12 protein-coding genes and 1 pseudogene are annotated in these 14,620 nt (G+C 70.7%); 4 read left to right on the top strand and 9 right to left on the bottom strand.

Annotated elements, in window-relative coordinates; translation table 11 throughout:
• Positions 1 to 30 precede the first annotated feature (30 nt).
• Positions 31 to 876: an IS5 family transposase gene (locus tag KPF47_RS25650; RefSeq protein ID WP_224386382.1), complete on the top strand. Its 846-nt coding sequence runs from the start codon at positions 31 to 33 to the stop codon at positions 874 to 876.
• A 31-nt stretch (positions 877 to 907) separates the two neighbouring features.
• Here the strand turns inward: KPF47_RS25650 and KPF47_RS25645 are convergent, their stop codons facing one another.
• Both KPF47_RS25645 and KPF47_RS25640 read right to left on the bottom strand, forming a co-directional pair.
• Complete coding sequence (locus tag KPF47_RS25645) at positions 908 to 1,501, bottom strand: plasmid pRiA4b ORF-3 family protein (RefSeq protein WP_224386178.1); 594 nt, start codon at positions 1,499 to 1,501, stop codon at positions 908 to 910.
• 76 nt (positions 1,502 to 1,577) lie between these two features.
• Positions 1,578 to 3,002, bottom strand: a complete 1,425-nt coding sequence (locus KPF47_RS25640) for an NF041680 family putative transposase (RefSeq protein WP_224386384.1) — start codon at positions 3,000 to 3,002, stop codon at positions 1,578 to 1,580.
• Positions 3,003 to 3,403: 401 nt separating this feature from the next.
• Between KPF47_RS25640 and KPF47_RS25635 the strand changes: the two are divergent.
• Positions 3,404 to 4,261: pseudogene (locus KPF47_RS25635) on the top strand (IS5 family transposase).
• Positions 4,262 to 4,521: 260 nt separating this feature from the next.
• Positions 4,522 to 5,364 carry an IS5 family transposase gene (locus tag KPF47_RS25630; RefSeq protein WP_224386276.1) on the top strand — a complete coding sequence of 281 codons (843 nt, stop codon included), beginning with the start codon at positions 4,522 to 4,524 and terminating at the stop codon, positions 5,362 to 5,364.
• A 261-nt stretch (positions 5,365 to 5,625) separates the two neighbouring features.
• On the opposite strand, the gene istB is transcribed toward KPF47_RS25630, so the two are convergent.
• The 7 genes from istB to KPF47_RS25595 form a co-directional block, all read right to left on the bottom strand.
• Complete coding sequence (istB, locus tag KPF47_RS25625; protein ID WP_224388405.1) at positions 5,626 to 6,429, bottom strand: IS21-like element helper ATPase IstB; 804 nt, start codon at positions 6,427 to 6,429, stop codon at positions 5,626 to 5,628.
• On the bottom strand, positions 6,426 to 7,727 hold the full coding sequence (istA, locus tag KPF47_RS25620) for an IS21 family transposase (RefSeq protein WP_224391363.1): 1,302 nt from the start codon (positions 7,725 to 7,727) through the stop codon (positions 6,426 to 6,428). The genes istB and istA overlap by 4 nt, the downstream gene beginning before the upstream one ends.
• A gap of 365 nt (positions 7,728 to 8,092) precedes the next feature.
• Positions 8,093 to 8,719: a maleylpyruvate isomerase family mycothiol-dependent enzyme gene (locus KPF47_RS25615; RefSeq protein ID WP_224391361.1), complete on the bottom strand. Its 627-nt coding sequence runs from the start codon at positions 8,717 to 8,719 to the stop codon at positions 8,093 to 8,095.
• 181 nt (positions 8,720 to 8,900) lie between these two features.
• Entirely contained in the window at positions 8,901 to 10,133 is a 1,233-nt protein-coding gene (locus tag KPF47_RS25610) for an IS110 family transposase (RefSeq protein WP_224386690.1), read from the bottom strand.
• Positions 10,134 to 10,738: 605 nt separating this feature from the next.
• A complete protein-coding gene (locus KPF47_RS25605; RefSeq protein ID WP_224391360.1) occupies positions 10,739 to 11,179 on the bottom strand; it encodes a cupin domain-containing protein in 441 nt (146 codons plus the stop codon).
• Positions 11,180 to 11,354: 175 nt separating this feature from the next.
• Positions 11,355 to 11,987, bottom strand: coding sequence for a LysE family translocator (locus tag KPF47_RS25600; RefSeq protein WP_224391359.1), 633 nt, complete (start codon positions 11,985 to 11,987; stop codon positions 11,355 to 11,357).
• A 29-nt stretch (positions 11,988 to 12,016) separates the two neighbouring features.
• Positions 12,017 to 14,176, bottom strand: coding sequence for a WD40 repeat domain-containing protein (locus tag KPF47_RS25595; RefSeq protein WP_224391358.1), 2,160 nt, complete (start codon positions 14,174 to 14,176; stop codon positions 12,017 to 12,019).
• Between the two features lie 166 nt (positions 14,177 to 14,342).
• Here KPF47_RS25595 and KPF47_RS25590 point away from each other — a divergent pair, with 166 nt between their 5' ends.
• Positions 14,343 to 14,618: a hypothetical protein gene (locus KPF47_RS25590; protein WP_224391357.1), complete on the top strand. Its 276-nt coding sequence runs from the start codon at positions 14,343 to 14,345 to the stop codon at positions 14,616 to 14,618.
• Positions 14,619 to 14,620 lie beyond the last annotated feature (2 nt).

Below are 14,620 nucleotides of genomic sequence, written 5' to 3'. Positions count from 1 at the left end.
ATCGGCGCTGGTAGCTGATCATGTCCGGTCGTGGCGCGGCGATCTTGTGTCGAGCGATTGGTGAGCGACGAGCTGTGGGCGCTGGTGGAGCCGCTGCTGCCCAAGCCGCGCAAGCACAAGCGGGGACGGACAGGCCGTCCGCGGGTGCCGGATCGGGCCGCTCTGGCCGGGATCGTGTTCGTGCTCAAGACCGGGATCAGCTGGAACGCGCTGCCCGCCGAGCTCGGCTGTGGGTCCGGAGTGACCTGCTGGCGGCGGCTACGGCAGTGGCAGCAGGCCGGGGTCTGGGCCCAGCTGCACCGGGTGATGCTCGACCGCCTCGCCCAGCAGGGCCTGCTGGACTGGTCGCGGGCGGCGGTGGACAGCGTGAGCGTGCGGGCCAAGCGCCGCGGCGAGGCCACCGGGCCCTCGCCGACCGATCGCGGGAAGGCGGGCAGCAAGTACCACGTGCTCTGCGACCGAGGCGGGCTCCCGCTGCATGCGCTGGTCACCGGGGCGAACGCCCACGACAGTCGGATGCTCGCCCCGCTGCTGGACACCAACCCCGGCGTCCGCGAACGGGCGGGACAGCCGGGGCGTCCGCGACGTCGGCCGGACAAGGTGCACGCCGACAAGGGCTACGACTATCCCCGCTGCCGCCGCTACCTGAGTGGGCGTGGGATCGGGGTGCGGATCGCCCGGCGCGGGATCGAGGACTCCACCCGGCTCGGGCGGGTCCGCTGGGTCGTCGAGCGCACCATGTCCTGGCTGCTGGACTTCCGCCGCCTCGCGCTGCGCTACGACCGCGCCGAATCCACGATCACCGCGCTGTTATCGCTGGCCTGCGCCCTGATCTGCCACCGCCGCCTCACCAAGCCGAAGCCGAAGCCGAAGTGATGGTCGACCCAGCCCTCGCTGAGGCACTCGCCTACGAGGTCGGGGCCAGCGGCCGCCAGGCCAGCCACTCCAAGGCCCGGTCGGCCTCGTCAGGGTCGAAGCGGTGCGGGTCGAACGGCCCGCCCGCCCACTCCAGGCGCTCGGCGCGGTCGGGATGGTCAGGGTCGGCGAGCACGGCCTGGAAGTCCTCATACCCCCCGATCCCGCCGACGTCCTCGGGCGGGCACGCCCCCTGCCCGGCGACGCATCGCGGATAGCACACTCCCGGCTCGACGGCCGCGACCGCCTCGACGGTGATCTCGTGGGCCCAGTTGTCACCGAAGTCGTAGACGTAACCGAACCGGTCACCAGCCTTGACCAGCCGAAACAGCTTCTCTTTCGTCTCGTCGGCGACATCCTGTCCGGGCCAGTCCGGGTCTGGGATCCCGTAGCGGCGCCCGACGATCTCGAACTCGTGCAGATGAGAGTTCGTCCAGCCCATCACTGACTGCACCACCTCGTGTAACACCGCCAAGTCGACCTCGCCCGGCACCTGCACCCGACGCCGGACCGCCGGCACCACCTCGGTCAGGACGATCTCCAACTCGAAAATCTTCGTCTTCTCAGACACACGAGGCGCGACCATCAGCCGATGCTGCCAGCCCCGCCGTCACCGGCAGAACCGGGCCCACCACTTCTGAAACGACGTCTAAGCTTGGTTTTTAACCTGTGTGTTGTCGTCGCGCGGTGATGGTGCGGTCGCGTTTGACCGTTTTCCCGACGTCGTGGCTGGTCGGGGTGTGCCGGTTGCGGGAGCCGGGTGGGCGGCCGGGACCGGGTCGGCTGGGTTTCGGTGCACTGGCCGGGAGGACGGTCCGCGCGCGGATGTTCCGAAAGGCGCGGCGAACCCGGGCCGGGGTGAGCCGGGTGGGGGCGGCGGGTCGTTCCCAGGGGCGGCGTAGGTCGGCGGCCAGTGGTCGGGCCAGGCGGAGTTGGGTGTGGGAGGCGATGATCAGCCAGGTCCAGCGGTCGGCGGCTTCGGGGGTGCGCAGCTTCGGGGTTGTCCAGCCGAGGGTCTGCTTGAGCAGGCGGAATGTGTGCTCGAGATCGAATCTGCGGAGGAACGCCTGCCACCAGCGGTCCACGTCGGCGGCGCTCGCGTCGGTGGCGGAGCTCCATAGCCACACGGGCTTCGGGTCGCGGTCGCCGGGTAGGTGGTCGACCTGCAGCCGGAGCAGGGTGCCCTCGATGATCGGCAGTTCGCCGGCGTGGTCGATCCAGCACGTGCGCCGGGTCAGCCGGGGGTGGACCCGGTCCCAGCTGGTCGCGACGGCAGTGCCGTAGCGGGTGGTCTTGGTCGTCGTGGTGTGCACCGGTTCGATCCAGGTGGCGGGCCGGTTCAAGGCGATCTCCGGGCCGTGCTTGGGTGGGCGCCCGGTCGTGCCGGGCAGCCGTGGCGGCTTGGGCAGGCGCAGGACCCGGTCCGAGCGCAGTCGTCCGACCAGCTCGACGGGCAGATCGGCCAGTACGTAGGCGAGGCGGGTGATGTCGTATCCGGTGTCGGTGACGATCACGATGTCCGGGTCCCCGGGGCGCCAGTGCCCGGCGCTGGTCAGTCGCTCGATGACCGCGCGTAGCTGGGTGGCGGTCACCGCGGTGGCGTCGTCGGCCGGGCCGAGTCGAACCGCGTCCAGGACCGCCGTCCACGACGTCCGGCCCGTCTCCAGGGCGGCGACGAACGAGTATGGCCAGCCCGGGATCAGCTGCGCGTTGCCCTTTCCGCGTCCGTAGACATGGCAGAACAGCCGCTGATCGCTGGTCGTAGCGTCCGGGCGCAGCCACGGGCTGACATCCACGGCGAGCACGATCCGACCGTCGACGGCACGGGGCAACGGGAGACCGGCCAGCACCCGGCGCAGCCTCCGGGCGGAGATCCTGCCACAGGCCAACGCGTCGTACATCGCGCCGTGCCCGCGACGGTGCTCAGCCACCAAGGTCAGCTCCGGTAGCGAGCGAACCGGGCCGTCCGCGCACAACACGGCGTCGGTGAGCTCGAACAGCGCATCCGCTCGCGCAGTCAACGACGCGTAGAACTCCTGCCGAAACCCGGCAAGATCACCCCGCCCGACCGGAGTGTCACCGAGCACCACTGGCCCGGCAGAAGCCACACTGACCACCACGGCCACCGCTTTCGTCTTCGATGTTCTGTGGAAGGAACCCGAAGATGATCAAGCGGTGGCCGTACCCATGTCCCGCCGACACGCCGCCCGAACTACATCAACCTCCCAGCAGCAGCTCCGGAAGGTTAAAGATCAAGCTAAGAGGTCGTTTCAGAACGACTTGTCGAGTTTCCATTGACCCCTCGACGACAGATCAAACGGCAGGTCAGATAGCCGCTTGTCGTCTACAACAGACACGTCGACCTCGTTCTGAAATGACCTCTAAGAGCGTCCGGCAGTAGAGGTGGCCGTGTGTCGGTGATGGTAGAGACACGGACCTGCAAGTGATCATGGGATTGCTGATGTCCTGATGGTCGCCTGGAGGGTCCGTGCCTCTATTGCCAGAATCGCTGATCGACCCCCTCTGGGTCGAGTTCGCTGCCCTGATCGAGGCAGAGCGGCGCCCGGAGTTCGACCCGGCCCATCCGTGGGGATGTCACCGCCGCCGTATCCCCGACCGCCTGGTGTTCGAGCACGTGCTCGCGGCGTTGGTGCACGGCAGCGGCTACGAACGCATTGCCACCCCCGGCTGCTCGGACCGCACGATCCGCCGCCGTCTCGCCCAGTGGGCCGCCGCTGGCGTCGGGGAGCAGGTCCTTCGGGCCGCGCTGGCCGGCTATGACTAGATGATCGGTCTCGACCTCGACGATCTGTCTGCCGACGGAGCGATCACCAAGGCTCCCTGCGGTGGCGAGGTCGCCGGCTGTAACCCGGTCGACCGGGGCAAACAGGGCACCAAACGCTCCGTGGTCTGCGACGGTGCGGGGATCCCGCTGCACCTGATCAGCGCCCGCGCCAATGACCACGACTCGCCGTTGCTGAAACCGACCCTGATCGGGATCTACGACATGATCGGGCCGCGGCCCGAGCGACCGTGCCTGCACCTGGACCGGGGCTATGACTCAGGCAAGACCCGCGATCTGCTCGAACGACTCGGGTTCGACGCACAGATCGCCACCAAGGGCCGGCCCGCCCCGATCCAGGTCGGTATGCGGTGGCCGGTCGAGCGCACCCATTCCTGGATGAACGGCTACGGCAAGCTGCGCCGGTTCACCGATCGCCGGAAGATCATCGTCGAGTTCTACCTCAACCTCGCCGCCGCGCTCACCGTGATCCGCCGGCTGATCAACCGTGCCCGCAGCCGCTACCGCTGGACAACCCGACCCACGACCCGTCGACTCCGATAACCATCAATCGCCGGACGCTCTAAGAGGTCATTTCAGAACGAGGTCGACGTGTCTGTTGTAGACGACAAGCGGCTATCTGACCTGCCGTTTGATCTGTCGTCGAGGGGTCAATGGAAACTCGACAAGTCGTTCTGAAACGACCTCTAAGAGGTCGCGCGGATTGGTCACAGCTTGGCCGCGGTCGAGTGTCTGGGGGCGAGGGCGGGTACGGGCCTGCCGATCATGAAGTTATCTACGCTTCGTGATCGTCTGGAGGCCGCGTGCCCACCCTGCCATCATGGCTGACCGAGCCGTTGTGGGACCAGTTCACCGCGCTGCTGCCTCATCGAGACGAGTTCGATCCCACCCATCCGCTGGGCTGCCATCGCCGCCGGATCGCGGATCGGATCGTGTTCGACAAGCTCCTGCAGGTACTGCGGTTCGGCTGCTCGTATGAGGGCATCGCTGACAGCACCTGCTCGGCGACCACCATCCGCGATCGTCGTGACGAGTGGATCAGGCTCGGGGTCTTCGCCCAGCTGCGTCGGATCGTCCTGGACGCCTACGACCGCATCGTCGGTCTGCTGCTGCACGACATCGCCGTCGATGGCGCCATCACCAAGGCCCCCGGCGGCGGCGAGGTCGCCGGTCCGTCGCCGGTGGACCGGCGCAAACAGGGTATGAAACGTTCGGTGCTCGTCGAGGGATACGGCATCCCGCTGGGCCGAGTCCTGGCCGGAGCCAACCGGCACGACTCCCCGCTACTGGGCCCCACCCTCGACCGCCTCGATGCTCTCGGCCCGCTGCCCGACGACATCACCGTGCACCTCGACGCCGGCTATGACTCCGGCAAGACCCGCGACACGCTGGCCGAACGAGGCCTGCACGGCGAGATCGCGCACAAGGGTGAGAAAGCGCCGATCCAGGCCACCCGCCGCTGGCACGTCGAGCGGACCAACGCTTGGCACAACAGCTTCAACCGGCTGCAGCGCTGCTACGAACGACGAGAAATCGTCGTCGACGCGTTCTTCGACCTCGCCGACACGATCGTCACACTCCGTAGCTTGATTCGGCAGGCCTGGACCACACACCGCTGGAACGCCCGACCTGCACGACGTCCATGATCACCAACCAATCCGCGCGACCTCTTAGAGGTCATTTCAGAACGAGGTCGACGTGTCTGTTGTAGACGACAAGCGGCTATCTGACCTGCCGTTTGATCTGTCGTCGAGGGGTCAATGGAAACTCGACAAGTCGTTCTGAAACGACCTCTAAACAATCTCTTGTTCTGGGAGTCGCCTTCCGCGCCCGTCTCTGCCGCTGTCAACGGATCCTGAAGATTGACCCCCCTGGGGATCGGCAAGTTTGACCCCTCGGTTGGTCTGTCAGTCCCGGTCGGCGCGGTTCTGTTTGGCCAGCAGCTCGCGGCGCTGGCGGGTCCGGTAGGAGTCTCCGGTCAAGGTCAGAACCTCGGCGTGGTGAACCAGACGGTCGATCATGGCTGCGGCGACGACATCGTCGGAGAAGGTCTCGCCCCAGCGTCCGAAGGGCAGGTTCGAGGTGACCATCACAGAGCCCTGCTCGTAGCGGGAGGCAATGAGCTGGAAGAACAGGTTCGCCGCGTCCTGGTCGAAGGGGATGTAGCCGACCTCGTCGATGATGATCAGCTTGTAGCGGCGGATCTTCTTCAGCTCGGCCTCCAGCCGTCCGGCCTGGTGGGCGTCGGTGAGGCGGGTGATCCAGTTGTTCGCGGTGTCGAAGAGCACCGAGTAGCCGGCGTGGGCGGCTTTGACCCCGAGCCCGATCGCGAGATGGGTCTTCCCGAGCCCGGGTGGGCCGAGCAGGATCACGTTCTCAGCCTTGGCCACGAACGTCCCGGTCGCCAAGTGCGCCAGCACATCTCGACGCAGCGAGGGCAGGTGGTCGAGGTTGAAATCCTCGAGAGTCTTCACGGCTGGGAAATGCGCGGTCCGGATCCGCATCGTGGTGCCGGCGGACTCGCGTTCGGCGACCTGGCGTTGCAGGACCGCAGCCAGATACTCCTCGTGCGACCAGGTCTCGTCGCGGGCCTGCTCAGCGAGCTCAGCCCAGCAGCGCCCGATCGTCGGGGTCTTCAGCACCCGGGTCAGGTAGGCCAGCATCGAGGGCAACCCCTCGCTCGGCGCAGTCCCGGTCGTGGTGGCGGTCATGGGTTGCTCGCTTCCGCTGCGGGCGCGGCCGTGGGGTCGGCCGGGCTGGTGGGGGTGAAGTCGACGCCGAACAGGGCGTCGTAGTCGGGCAGGGCCCGGATCGCGACGGCGTGGCCATCGTTGTGGCGGCGCGTCCCGGACTGCTGGGACCGCTGCTGGGCGCGGCGTTGTTCAGCCAGTGCGTGGCGCATGTCGGCGGCGGTGGCGACGTGGGCCGGGTCGGTGATCACCAGGTGGCGGCCCCAGCTGCGGTCGTGGCTGGCGACTCGCTCGTTGCCGCAGAACACCTCGACCGCAGTGGGTGATGCGGCGACCTCGACGAAGCGGCCGATCATCCGCGGATCGACGGAGTAGTCGTTGGCGTCGACGCGCACGTAGTAGTCACGGGCCAGCCGGATCCGGTGGGTCAGACCGACCTGTGGAGCCACCGGCGGCAGGACGATCATCGCCTGGCGGTCGACCTCGAGCAGGTCCACCGGCCGGCCATGGATGGCGCGGACGGTGCGCGTGTTCGCCCTGGTCACCAGCCACTCGGCGAGCTGGTCGTTGAAGTCGGCTGGGGAGGCGAACTCGCGTCCGGGCAGGAACGAGGTCTCGAAGAACCCGTTGTTGCGCTCCACCATGCCCTTGAACTCGGGGTCCTTCGGCGGAGCCAACCGGATCCTCGTGGCCAGAGTTCCGGCGAACCCGGCGGCCGGGGCCGAGACCTTCCCGGTGCCGCCGATCGCCGATTCCCGGTCCCAGACCAGCGTCTTCGGGACACGGCCCAGGGCAGCGATCAGCTGCCACATCCCGGACAGGATGTCACCGCCCTGGCGCGACGGGATCATCGTCGCCGACAGAAACCGGGAGAACGCCAAGGTCAGCACCAGCACCGGCAGGATCCGCGCCTGCCTTGCCGCGACCGGGATCAGGGTCTCGGGGAACCACAGGTCGCACTGGGCGATCTCGCCCGGCTCGTAGACGGTCCGGTCCGACGGATCGATCCCGACGTACTCGGGCCGGATCCGGGCCAACAGCTTCTTCAGCGGCCCCTCGGAGTAAGGCCAGCCGATCTTCTGCGCGATCACCGGCCCCGGCATCCTCGGCCACTGCACCAGCAGCGCCCGTACCTGCGGCTCGTAGGCATCAGCGACCGAGCCCCGCGACACGCGCTCGTACTTCGGTGGCCCCTCCGAGCGCAGCGCCGCCCGCACCGTGTTCCGGGCTACCCCGAGCCGGCGGGCGATTTCCTTGATCGGGACACCCTCGGCCCGATGCAGACGACGGATCTCCGCCCAGTCCTCCACGTTCAGCACCTCCCCAGCGTTGGGAGGGGTCACGATTCCCGGAACGCCAGGGGGTCAGATTTCAGGATCCGTCGACAGCCGCGACGTGTGAGCTGGATTTGAGCTGGTTCTGGCAGTAGTACGACTGTCATTGCGGATACGACTCAGTCGTAGTCCGTGTCGTGTACCACGACTCGGCTCAGGTCGGTCAGCTGCCGATTCCGGCTCTTGAGGATCAAGGCGCCGCCTCCGGCGGCGCGGGCCGGCCACGCCGGCCCGCCGTCCACCCCTCTACCTCCGGCCCGGGGCGGCCGTCGGCCCGCCTACCCGGCCCCTCCCACACGGAGCGGTCCTCGATCAGACGCGGCATCGGCACCGACCGAGGCGTCGATCCGCTACCCGGTCAGGCGCGCTGCCATTGTCGGTTGCCCCGCCCCGGACAGTTCGTCGGCGACGATCCGACGTCCTGCGATCGCCATCAGCAACGCCTCACCTGGTTCAGGTCCCTCGCCAGCAGACCAGTCCACGTCCGTGGCGATGAGCCGAAGACCACGCACCCGCTTCGACGCCCCGATCGTGGGAGCGGTGCGGGCGAAGTCCAGCACCGCGCGCAGTCGATCGGCCGGGATCTCCCGTGGGATCGCCAGCGGACGCCGGAGGTCCTGGTGGTGGATCGTCCCATCGGTCAGAGCGATCTTCCCTCCGAAACCGGCTGTCAGCCCGCGGGGCTGCTGGCACCGGCGGACCAGGGCCAGCAACTCATCCGGCGTGTAGCGGGCGTAGGCATCGACACCGACCGCGTTCACTCGGTCCGGAAGAACGCCCCCTCGCACGAACCGGCCGATCAGACCGACCGTGCTCAGTTCGTCGTAGCTGAACATGTGGGCCACCACGTCCCGTACCCGCCAACCCGGGCACAGCGAAGGCGACTCCCACTGAGCTGGGGTCAGCGCGTCGAGAAAGTCGGCGAGGTCGGCGCGCTCGGCTCGGGCCATGCTCATGGTGTCTGTGGGCGCGGTCACGAACGGGCACGGTAACGGGGTATCGCGATCTCGACAACGAATCATGTGGGTGCCTCCGGCGGCCGGGCTCCGCCCGAACCCGACACCGCTCGGAGATCAGGGGAGTGCGGCAGGACTGGTGACCTCCTCACGGCGCGCCGAGACGGCAGCCAGACCGGGGAGGGGTGTCTCTATGGGTTCGTCAAGCGGCGGCGAGTTCTGGATCGGGGTTGTTGACCGTGGGCGGGTTGTAGGGGCGGCGGTCGCGGAGCATGGCGTAGATGACGTCGGTGCGGCGTCGGGCGAGGCAGATCAGGGCGGCGTTGTGTCGTTTGCCGGCGGCTCGTTTGCGGTCGTAGTAGGCGCGGCTGGCGGGGTCGGCCAGGGCGGCGAATGCGGACAGGAACAGCGCGGATTTCAGGGCGTGGTTGCCGCGCTGGGATCGGGTTTCGCCTTTGATCGAGGTGCCGGAGCGGCGGGTGACTGGGGCGAGGCCGGCGTAAGCGGCGAGGTGCCCGGCGGTGGGGAACCCGGAGCCGTCGCCGACGATGGTGAGGATCTTGATGGCGGTCCTGACCCCGAGTCCGGGCATCGAGGTCAGGACCGGTCCAAGAGGGTGGGCCTCCAGGCGGGCTTCGAGCTCGTCGGCGAGCTGGTCGCGTTCGGTGTGGACCTGGCGCAGCTGCCCGGCGACGCCGGTGATGACACGGGCGAACGCGGCCGTGCCGGGAACGGTCAGGCTCTGGGCGTCGAGCGAGGTCAGGATCTGGGCGGGAAGGGTGCGGGCCAGTCGAGGCGACCGGGCCCGCATCGTCTCGGCGATCCCGTCAGCGCCGAGCTCTCGCAGGGCTTGCGGGGTGGGCGCGGCCGCGAGCAGGTCGAGCACGCCACCGCGGTCCAGGCGTGGCCCGAGCAGGCGTTCCAGGGCGGGATGAACATGCAGCAGGGCGTCGCGCAGCCGGTTCGTCAGCCGGGTGCTCTGCCCAGCCAGGTCATCGTCGTAACCGGCGAGCACAGTGAGTTCGGCGAGGGTCTCGTCGTCGGTGCCGACCCGGCGCAGGGTGTGCGGCATCGTCCGGGCGGCCTCGGCGATCACGTGGGCGTCGCGGGCGTCGGTCTTGGCCTGCCCGGGATGCAGGTCGGCGATGCGGCGCATCGCCAGCCCGGGCAGGTAGGCCACCGTGATCCCCAGATCACGAGCGACGGCGATGGCCAGCGCTCCGATCGAGGCGGGCTGGTCGATGACCATCAGCACCGCGCCGTGCTCGGCCAGCCCGGACAGCACGGTGCGCAGCGCCGATTCGTCGTTGGGCAGGGCCTTGTCGTGCACCCGCTTCCCGTTGGTGTCGACCGCGCAGGCGTGGTGTTCGGACTTGCCCACGTCCAGGCCGCAGAACACCGCGAACCCGGTCGGGTGCTGGTCAGGATCGGGCAACCGCCGCTCCCTTCTCGTCGCGGCAGGCCGACCACGAGCACCCGCGCCGGCAGCCACGTTACGAGCAGACCACACGGGTCAGGTCTCTATCAGCGGTCGTTGGCGCCCTCCGGCCACGGCGACAACACCCCCCAGATCATCGGGCGACAGGGGCAGTCAGTCATACCGCGGCCGGCGGCCTGCAAGCCCTCAGCGGGCTTGATCAAGAAGGTAACGGGTGCAAGGCTGGACCGCGTGCCCTGCACCCCCCTCCCCGGCCTGGCAGGGATGAACCCGCGCCGCGAGGAGATCACCAGCAGGCCGGGCGCGTGGGGGAGAAGCCCGAGCCGGTGCAGCTCACGGATCTCTGTGAATCCGTCGCCCCACTGCACGGAACCCTGACGGAACGCGCTTCCTGCTCAGGCACGAACGGGCGCCTGTTCTCCCTGCTCAGCAGCCGGGTCCTGTCGCTTCTCCCAGCGCTCCAAGAAGACACTCCGGGAGAAGTTCGAGGGCTACCGGGTGGCCGCACCCGACGCCGGCTGACGGCGCGTACCAGCGGAAACGCCATCCGTCGGCCCCGACCCCGTCCGTGGGTGTCCGGGGCCGACCGGAGTGGTCCCGTCCTACGCGTCCCAGACGATGCCGACCGAGTCCAGCCGTGGCTTGTCGAACCCCCACAGGAACTCCACGGTCTCGCTCGGATCGTCGTTGTGGATGCCGTGCGGCGTCGACGTCGGGATCCACAGCGCGGAACCGGGGGTGCCACGAATGACCTCGTCACCGATGGTGAACAGGGCCGAGCCACGAATCACGTAGTACCACTCGTCGGCGTGCGGGTGGTGATGGAGCAGATGCACCTCACCGGGGCTCAGCCAGGCCAGGCCGACCATGAGGCGCTCCGACCCCACCAGCTCGTCCGACACGAGCTCCACCAGGCGGCCCTGGTCCCGCGGGTCGCCCCCGGCCCTCATCCACGTCTCGTTCCCGGCGTCCCCCTGGTCCACGACCGGCTGCTCCCGGGCCCTGACGTGGAACCTGCTCGGCTGATCGTCGCGGCGAGCCATCGTCGTCCTCCGGTCGGTGGTCACGGCGGCCGCCCCGCGTCGCAGGTGCGGCCCCACGGCAGTACCGGACTGCCGCCGCCCGAAGTCTCGGCCCGGTGTCCTCGTCACGTCCATCGAAGAAACCCGGACATGACCGTGTCCGTCCCGTACCTGATCACCCCACCGTCGTCGCAGGTCACCGGGCGGACGCGGCGAGTCCGATCCCGAACGTCGTGAGGATCGCTCCGCTGACCCGCGTCATCCACCTCCTGACCCGCGACCGCACCATCAGCGAGCGCGCCGCGGTGAACAGGAGGGTGTACACGGCCAGCCCGACCAGGCCGACCACGGCGAACGTGACTCCCAGGACCGCCACGTGCAGGGCGGCACCCGCCCCCGGCTGCACGAACTGCGGGATGATGCTGGCGTAGACGAGAACGGTCTTCGGGTTCGCCATGTCGCAGAGGAAGCCCTCACGGAACGCCCTGGGCCTGCGTCCGCCGCCGCGGAGCGGACCCGTCCCGGAGTCGTCGTCGCGCCGGGTCAGGAGCCGGACTCCGAGGTAGACGAGGTAGGCGGCGCCCGCGAGCTTGACCACGAGGAACGCCGGACCACTGGCGACGATGACGGCCGTCAGGCCGAGGATCGACGCGCCCGCCCAGATGAGGTCGGCCGTGAACACACCGAGAGCGGTCCCCAGCGCGTGCCGGGCCCCGTGGAGGACCGTGTTCTTCATGATCAGCGTGACCGCGGGGCCGGGAACCAGCACGAGCAGCGCTGCGACACCGGCGAACATCAGGACCTCGGTGAGCATGCTCCACGTCAGCACGCGGAGGTCACCGGGTCAACCACGGAGGGCTACTCGCCGAGCTGCGCGGCCGTCTCCCGGTCCGTGGTCCCGGTGCGCGGCGCCGGGACCACCGCCGGGGCGCCCTGCTCGGGGATGGCGCCGTCCGGTACGTCGGCGACCCCGGTGAGCAGGTCGAGGCAGTGCACCTCGCCGCACCCGTCGCCGACGACCACCGTGCCGCCCCCGACCGCGACCCCGGTCAGCGGCGCGTCCAGCGGCACCCGGCTGCGGGCGGCCGCCGCGGTCAGGTCCCACAGCACCGCCGCGCCGTCCGAGCCGGTCGTCACCGCGCGGCATCCGGCCGCGCCCGCCGCCGCGGTCAGGTGCGCCGCGTCGGCGCGGACCGTCGTCACCTCCGGCGACCCGGTCCGCCAGACGTGCACCCGCCCGTCGGCGTCGCAGACCACCCCGTGACAGCCGTCGTCGTCGACGGCGACGGCGGTGACCAGCCCGACCGGGAGCTCCACCGCGAGCACCTCGGCCGAGGCGGGCCGCCAGCAGGTCAGCAGGCCGTCCGCGGCGAGCAGCACCGTCGCCCCGCCCGGGGTCGGCGCGGCCACCCGCGGTGCCGACGGCAGCCGGGTGGTGCGCAGGGCCCGTCCGCTGCGCGCGTCGCGCACCGCGACGGTGCCGTCCGGCTCGCCGGTGACGACCAGCGCGCCCCGCCCGGCCAGGACGCGGCCGGGCAGCGAGACCGCCCCCGCCCGCACCCCGGTCGTCGCGTAGCGCTCCTCGACGGTCGCGGTGCCGGTGACGGCGAACAGCCGCGTCCCGGACGGGTCGAACCAGAGCCGGCCCGCGCCGGCCGGGACACCCCAGCGACGCGCGCCGGTGGCCGGGTCGTGGGCGAGCAGCCCGTCCGAGCGGCGACCGGCCGAGACGACCAGCCCCGCGGTCGCGGCGACCGCGCCGACCGCGGGGGAGACCCCGTGGTGACCGCCGGTGCCGGGCCGGGCCCGCACCGGGTCCCAGACCAGGACGCGCCCGCGGTCGTCACCGGACACCACGACGGTGCCCTCCGCGTCGGCGGCGACCGACCGTACCGCGGCCCCGTGCCCGGCGAGCTCGGCGACCGGACCGGGGCCGGTGGTCGGGACGAGCTGCACGGTCCCGTCCACCCGTCCGACGACGACCCGGCCCTCACCGGCGCGGGCGGCCGCGGTGACCGCGACGCCGTCGCCGGGGACATCCAGCCGCACCGGGTCCTGCGGCACCCCGTGCACCAGAGCGAACACGTGCAACGCGCCGTCGGAGGTGGCCGCGAGCAGCTGCCCGGGCGCGGGTAGGGCCACGGCGACGACCGCGGGCCCGCCCTCCAGCAGCCCCAGCGGCGTCCCGGTGGCCGGGTCCCAGCAGCGCAGCGTGCCGTCCACCCCACCGGACACGACGGTGCCGTCGCCGGTCACGGCGAGCGCCGTCACCGGGCCGGTGTGGCCGTGGGCGACCGAGACGGCCGCCCCGCTGGTCACGTCCCACACCCGCACCGCGCCGTCGGCGCCACCCGCGACCACCCGGGTCCGGGCGGACCCGGTCACCGCGAGCGCGGTCACCGGGCCGGGTCGCCCGGCCAGGGCCGTCACCTCGGCCCCGCGGGCCGGGCCGTCGGTGGCGAGCACCCGCACGACGGGGTCGTCACCGGCCAGGGCGAGCAGGCCGCCGTCGGGGGACAGTGCGAGCGTCCGGGCGCGGGCCGCGGACGGCACGGGCCGTGGACCGTCGGGACCGGCGACCGGGTCCGGGACCGCCCGGCCGGTACCGGCGTCCCAGGCACCGCTCTCGCCGGAGGCGTCGAGGGACAGCAGCACCCCGTCCGGCCCGGCCAGCAGCGCGACGACCGCGTCGCCGCGCCCCTCCAGGACCCGGCTCAGCGCGGGCGAGGGCGGGCGGGTGCGCCAGCGGGTGGTCAGTGCGGGCACCCCCTGGGCGGTGAGGCGGGCCCGGGCGGCGCCGGCCAGCGCGGCCTCCCCGGCCAGGACGGCTCCGGCGAGCAGGTGCTGGGCGACCGGCGCGGAGCCGGGCCTGCGCAGGTGGTGCGCCTCGAGGTCCAGGACGCGGCGCAGTGCCTCGGCCGTCACCCCGGCCGGCGTGCCGTCCGGGTGCTCCCCGTGCGGCGGTTCGCCGGCGGCGATCCGCCGTTCCAGCCCGTCCCAGAACGTCTCGACGGCCATACGTGTGAGCCCTCCCCGGGGTCGCGTCCGGTTACCTGTCGTGGCCCCGCGCCCCATCGTTAACGGGGGAGGGGGTGTCGCCACCGGGCCCGGCGGTGACCGGCGTCGCGCACTCGGTGACCGGCGTGCGCTCCGCCGGTGCCGGGGAGCGGCTACCGTCCGTCCCGTGTCCGCCACCGCTCGTGCCGTCCGCTCGCTCGCCGAGATCGCGGTGTTCGCGCCCGTGGTCATCGCGCGGCGCACCGCCCGGATGCTGACCTCGGGCTTCCCGCCCCCGGCCCGCGAGGTGCGCGAGTACCACCGGATGTGGACGGAGAAGGTGGACGGGTTCTCCCGCGCCGCGGTCGTGCTGGCCACCTCGACGCCGGGGCCGGCGACCGTCGAGCGTGCGCTCGAACCGATCCGCACCCGGGTGCGGGCCAACGCCCGCCGTCTAGGCTGACC

The organism is Pseudonocardia sp. ICBG1293 (assembly GCF_020131355.1).
Classification (GTDB): domain Bacteria; phylum Actinomycetota; class Actinomycetes; order Mycobacteriales; family Pseudonocardiaceae; genus Pseudonocardia.
This window is presented reverse-complemented; position numbering and strand designations above follow the sequence as displayed.

What these genes read in the sequence shown, in the direction of transcription:
- KPF47_RS25645 (WP_224386178.1), bottom strand. Translation starts at nt 1,501, where the DNA reads ATGGTCGCGCCTCGTGTGTCTGAGAAGACGAAGATTTTCGAGTTGGAG.
- KPF47_RS25605 (WP_224391360.1), bottom strand. Translation starts at nt 11,179, where the DNA reads ATGGCTCGCCGCGACGATCAGCCGAGCAGGTTCCACGTCAGGGCCCGG.
- istB (WP_224388405.1), bottom strand. Translation starts at nt 6,429, where the DNA reads ATGACCGCCACCACGACCGGGACTGCGCCGAGCGAGGGGTTGCCCTCG.
- KPF47_RS25595 (WP_224391358.1), bottom strand. Translation starts at nt 14,176, where the DNA reads ATGGCCGTCGAGACGTTCTGGGACGGGCTGGAACGGCGGATCGCCGCC.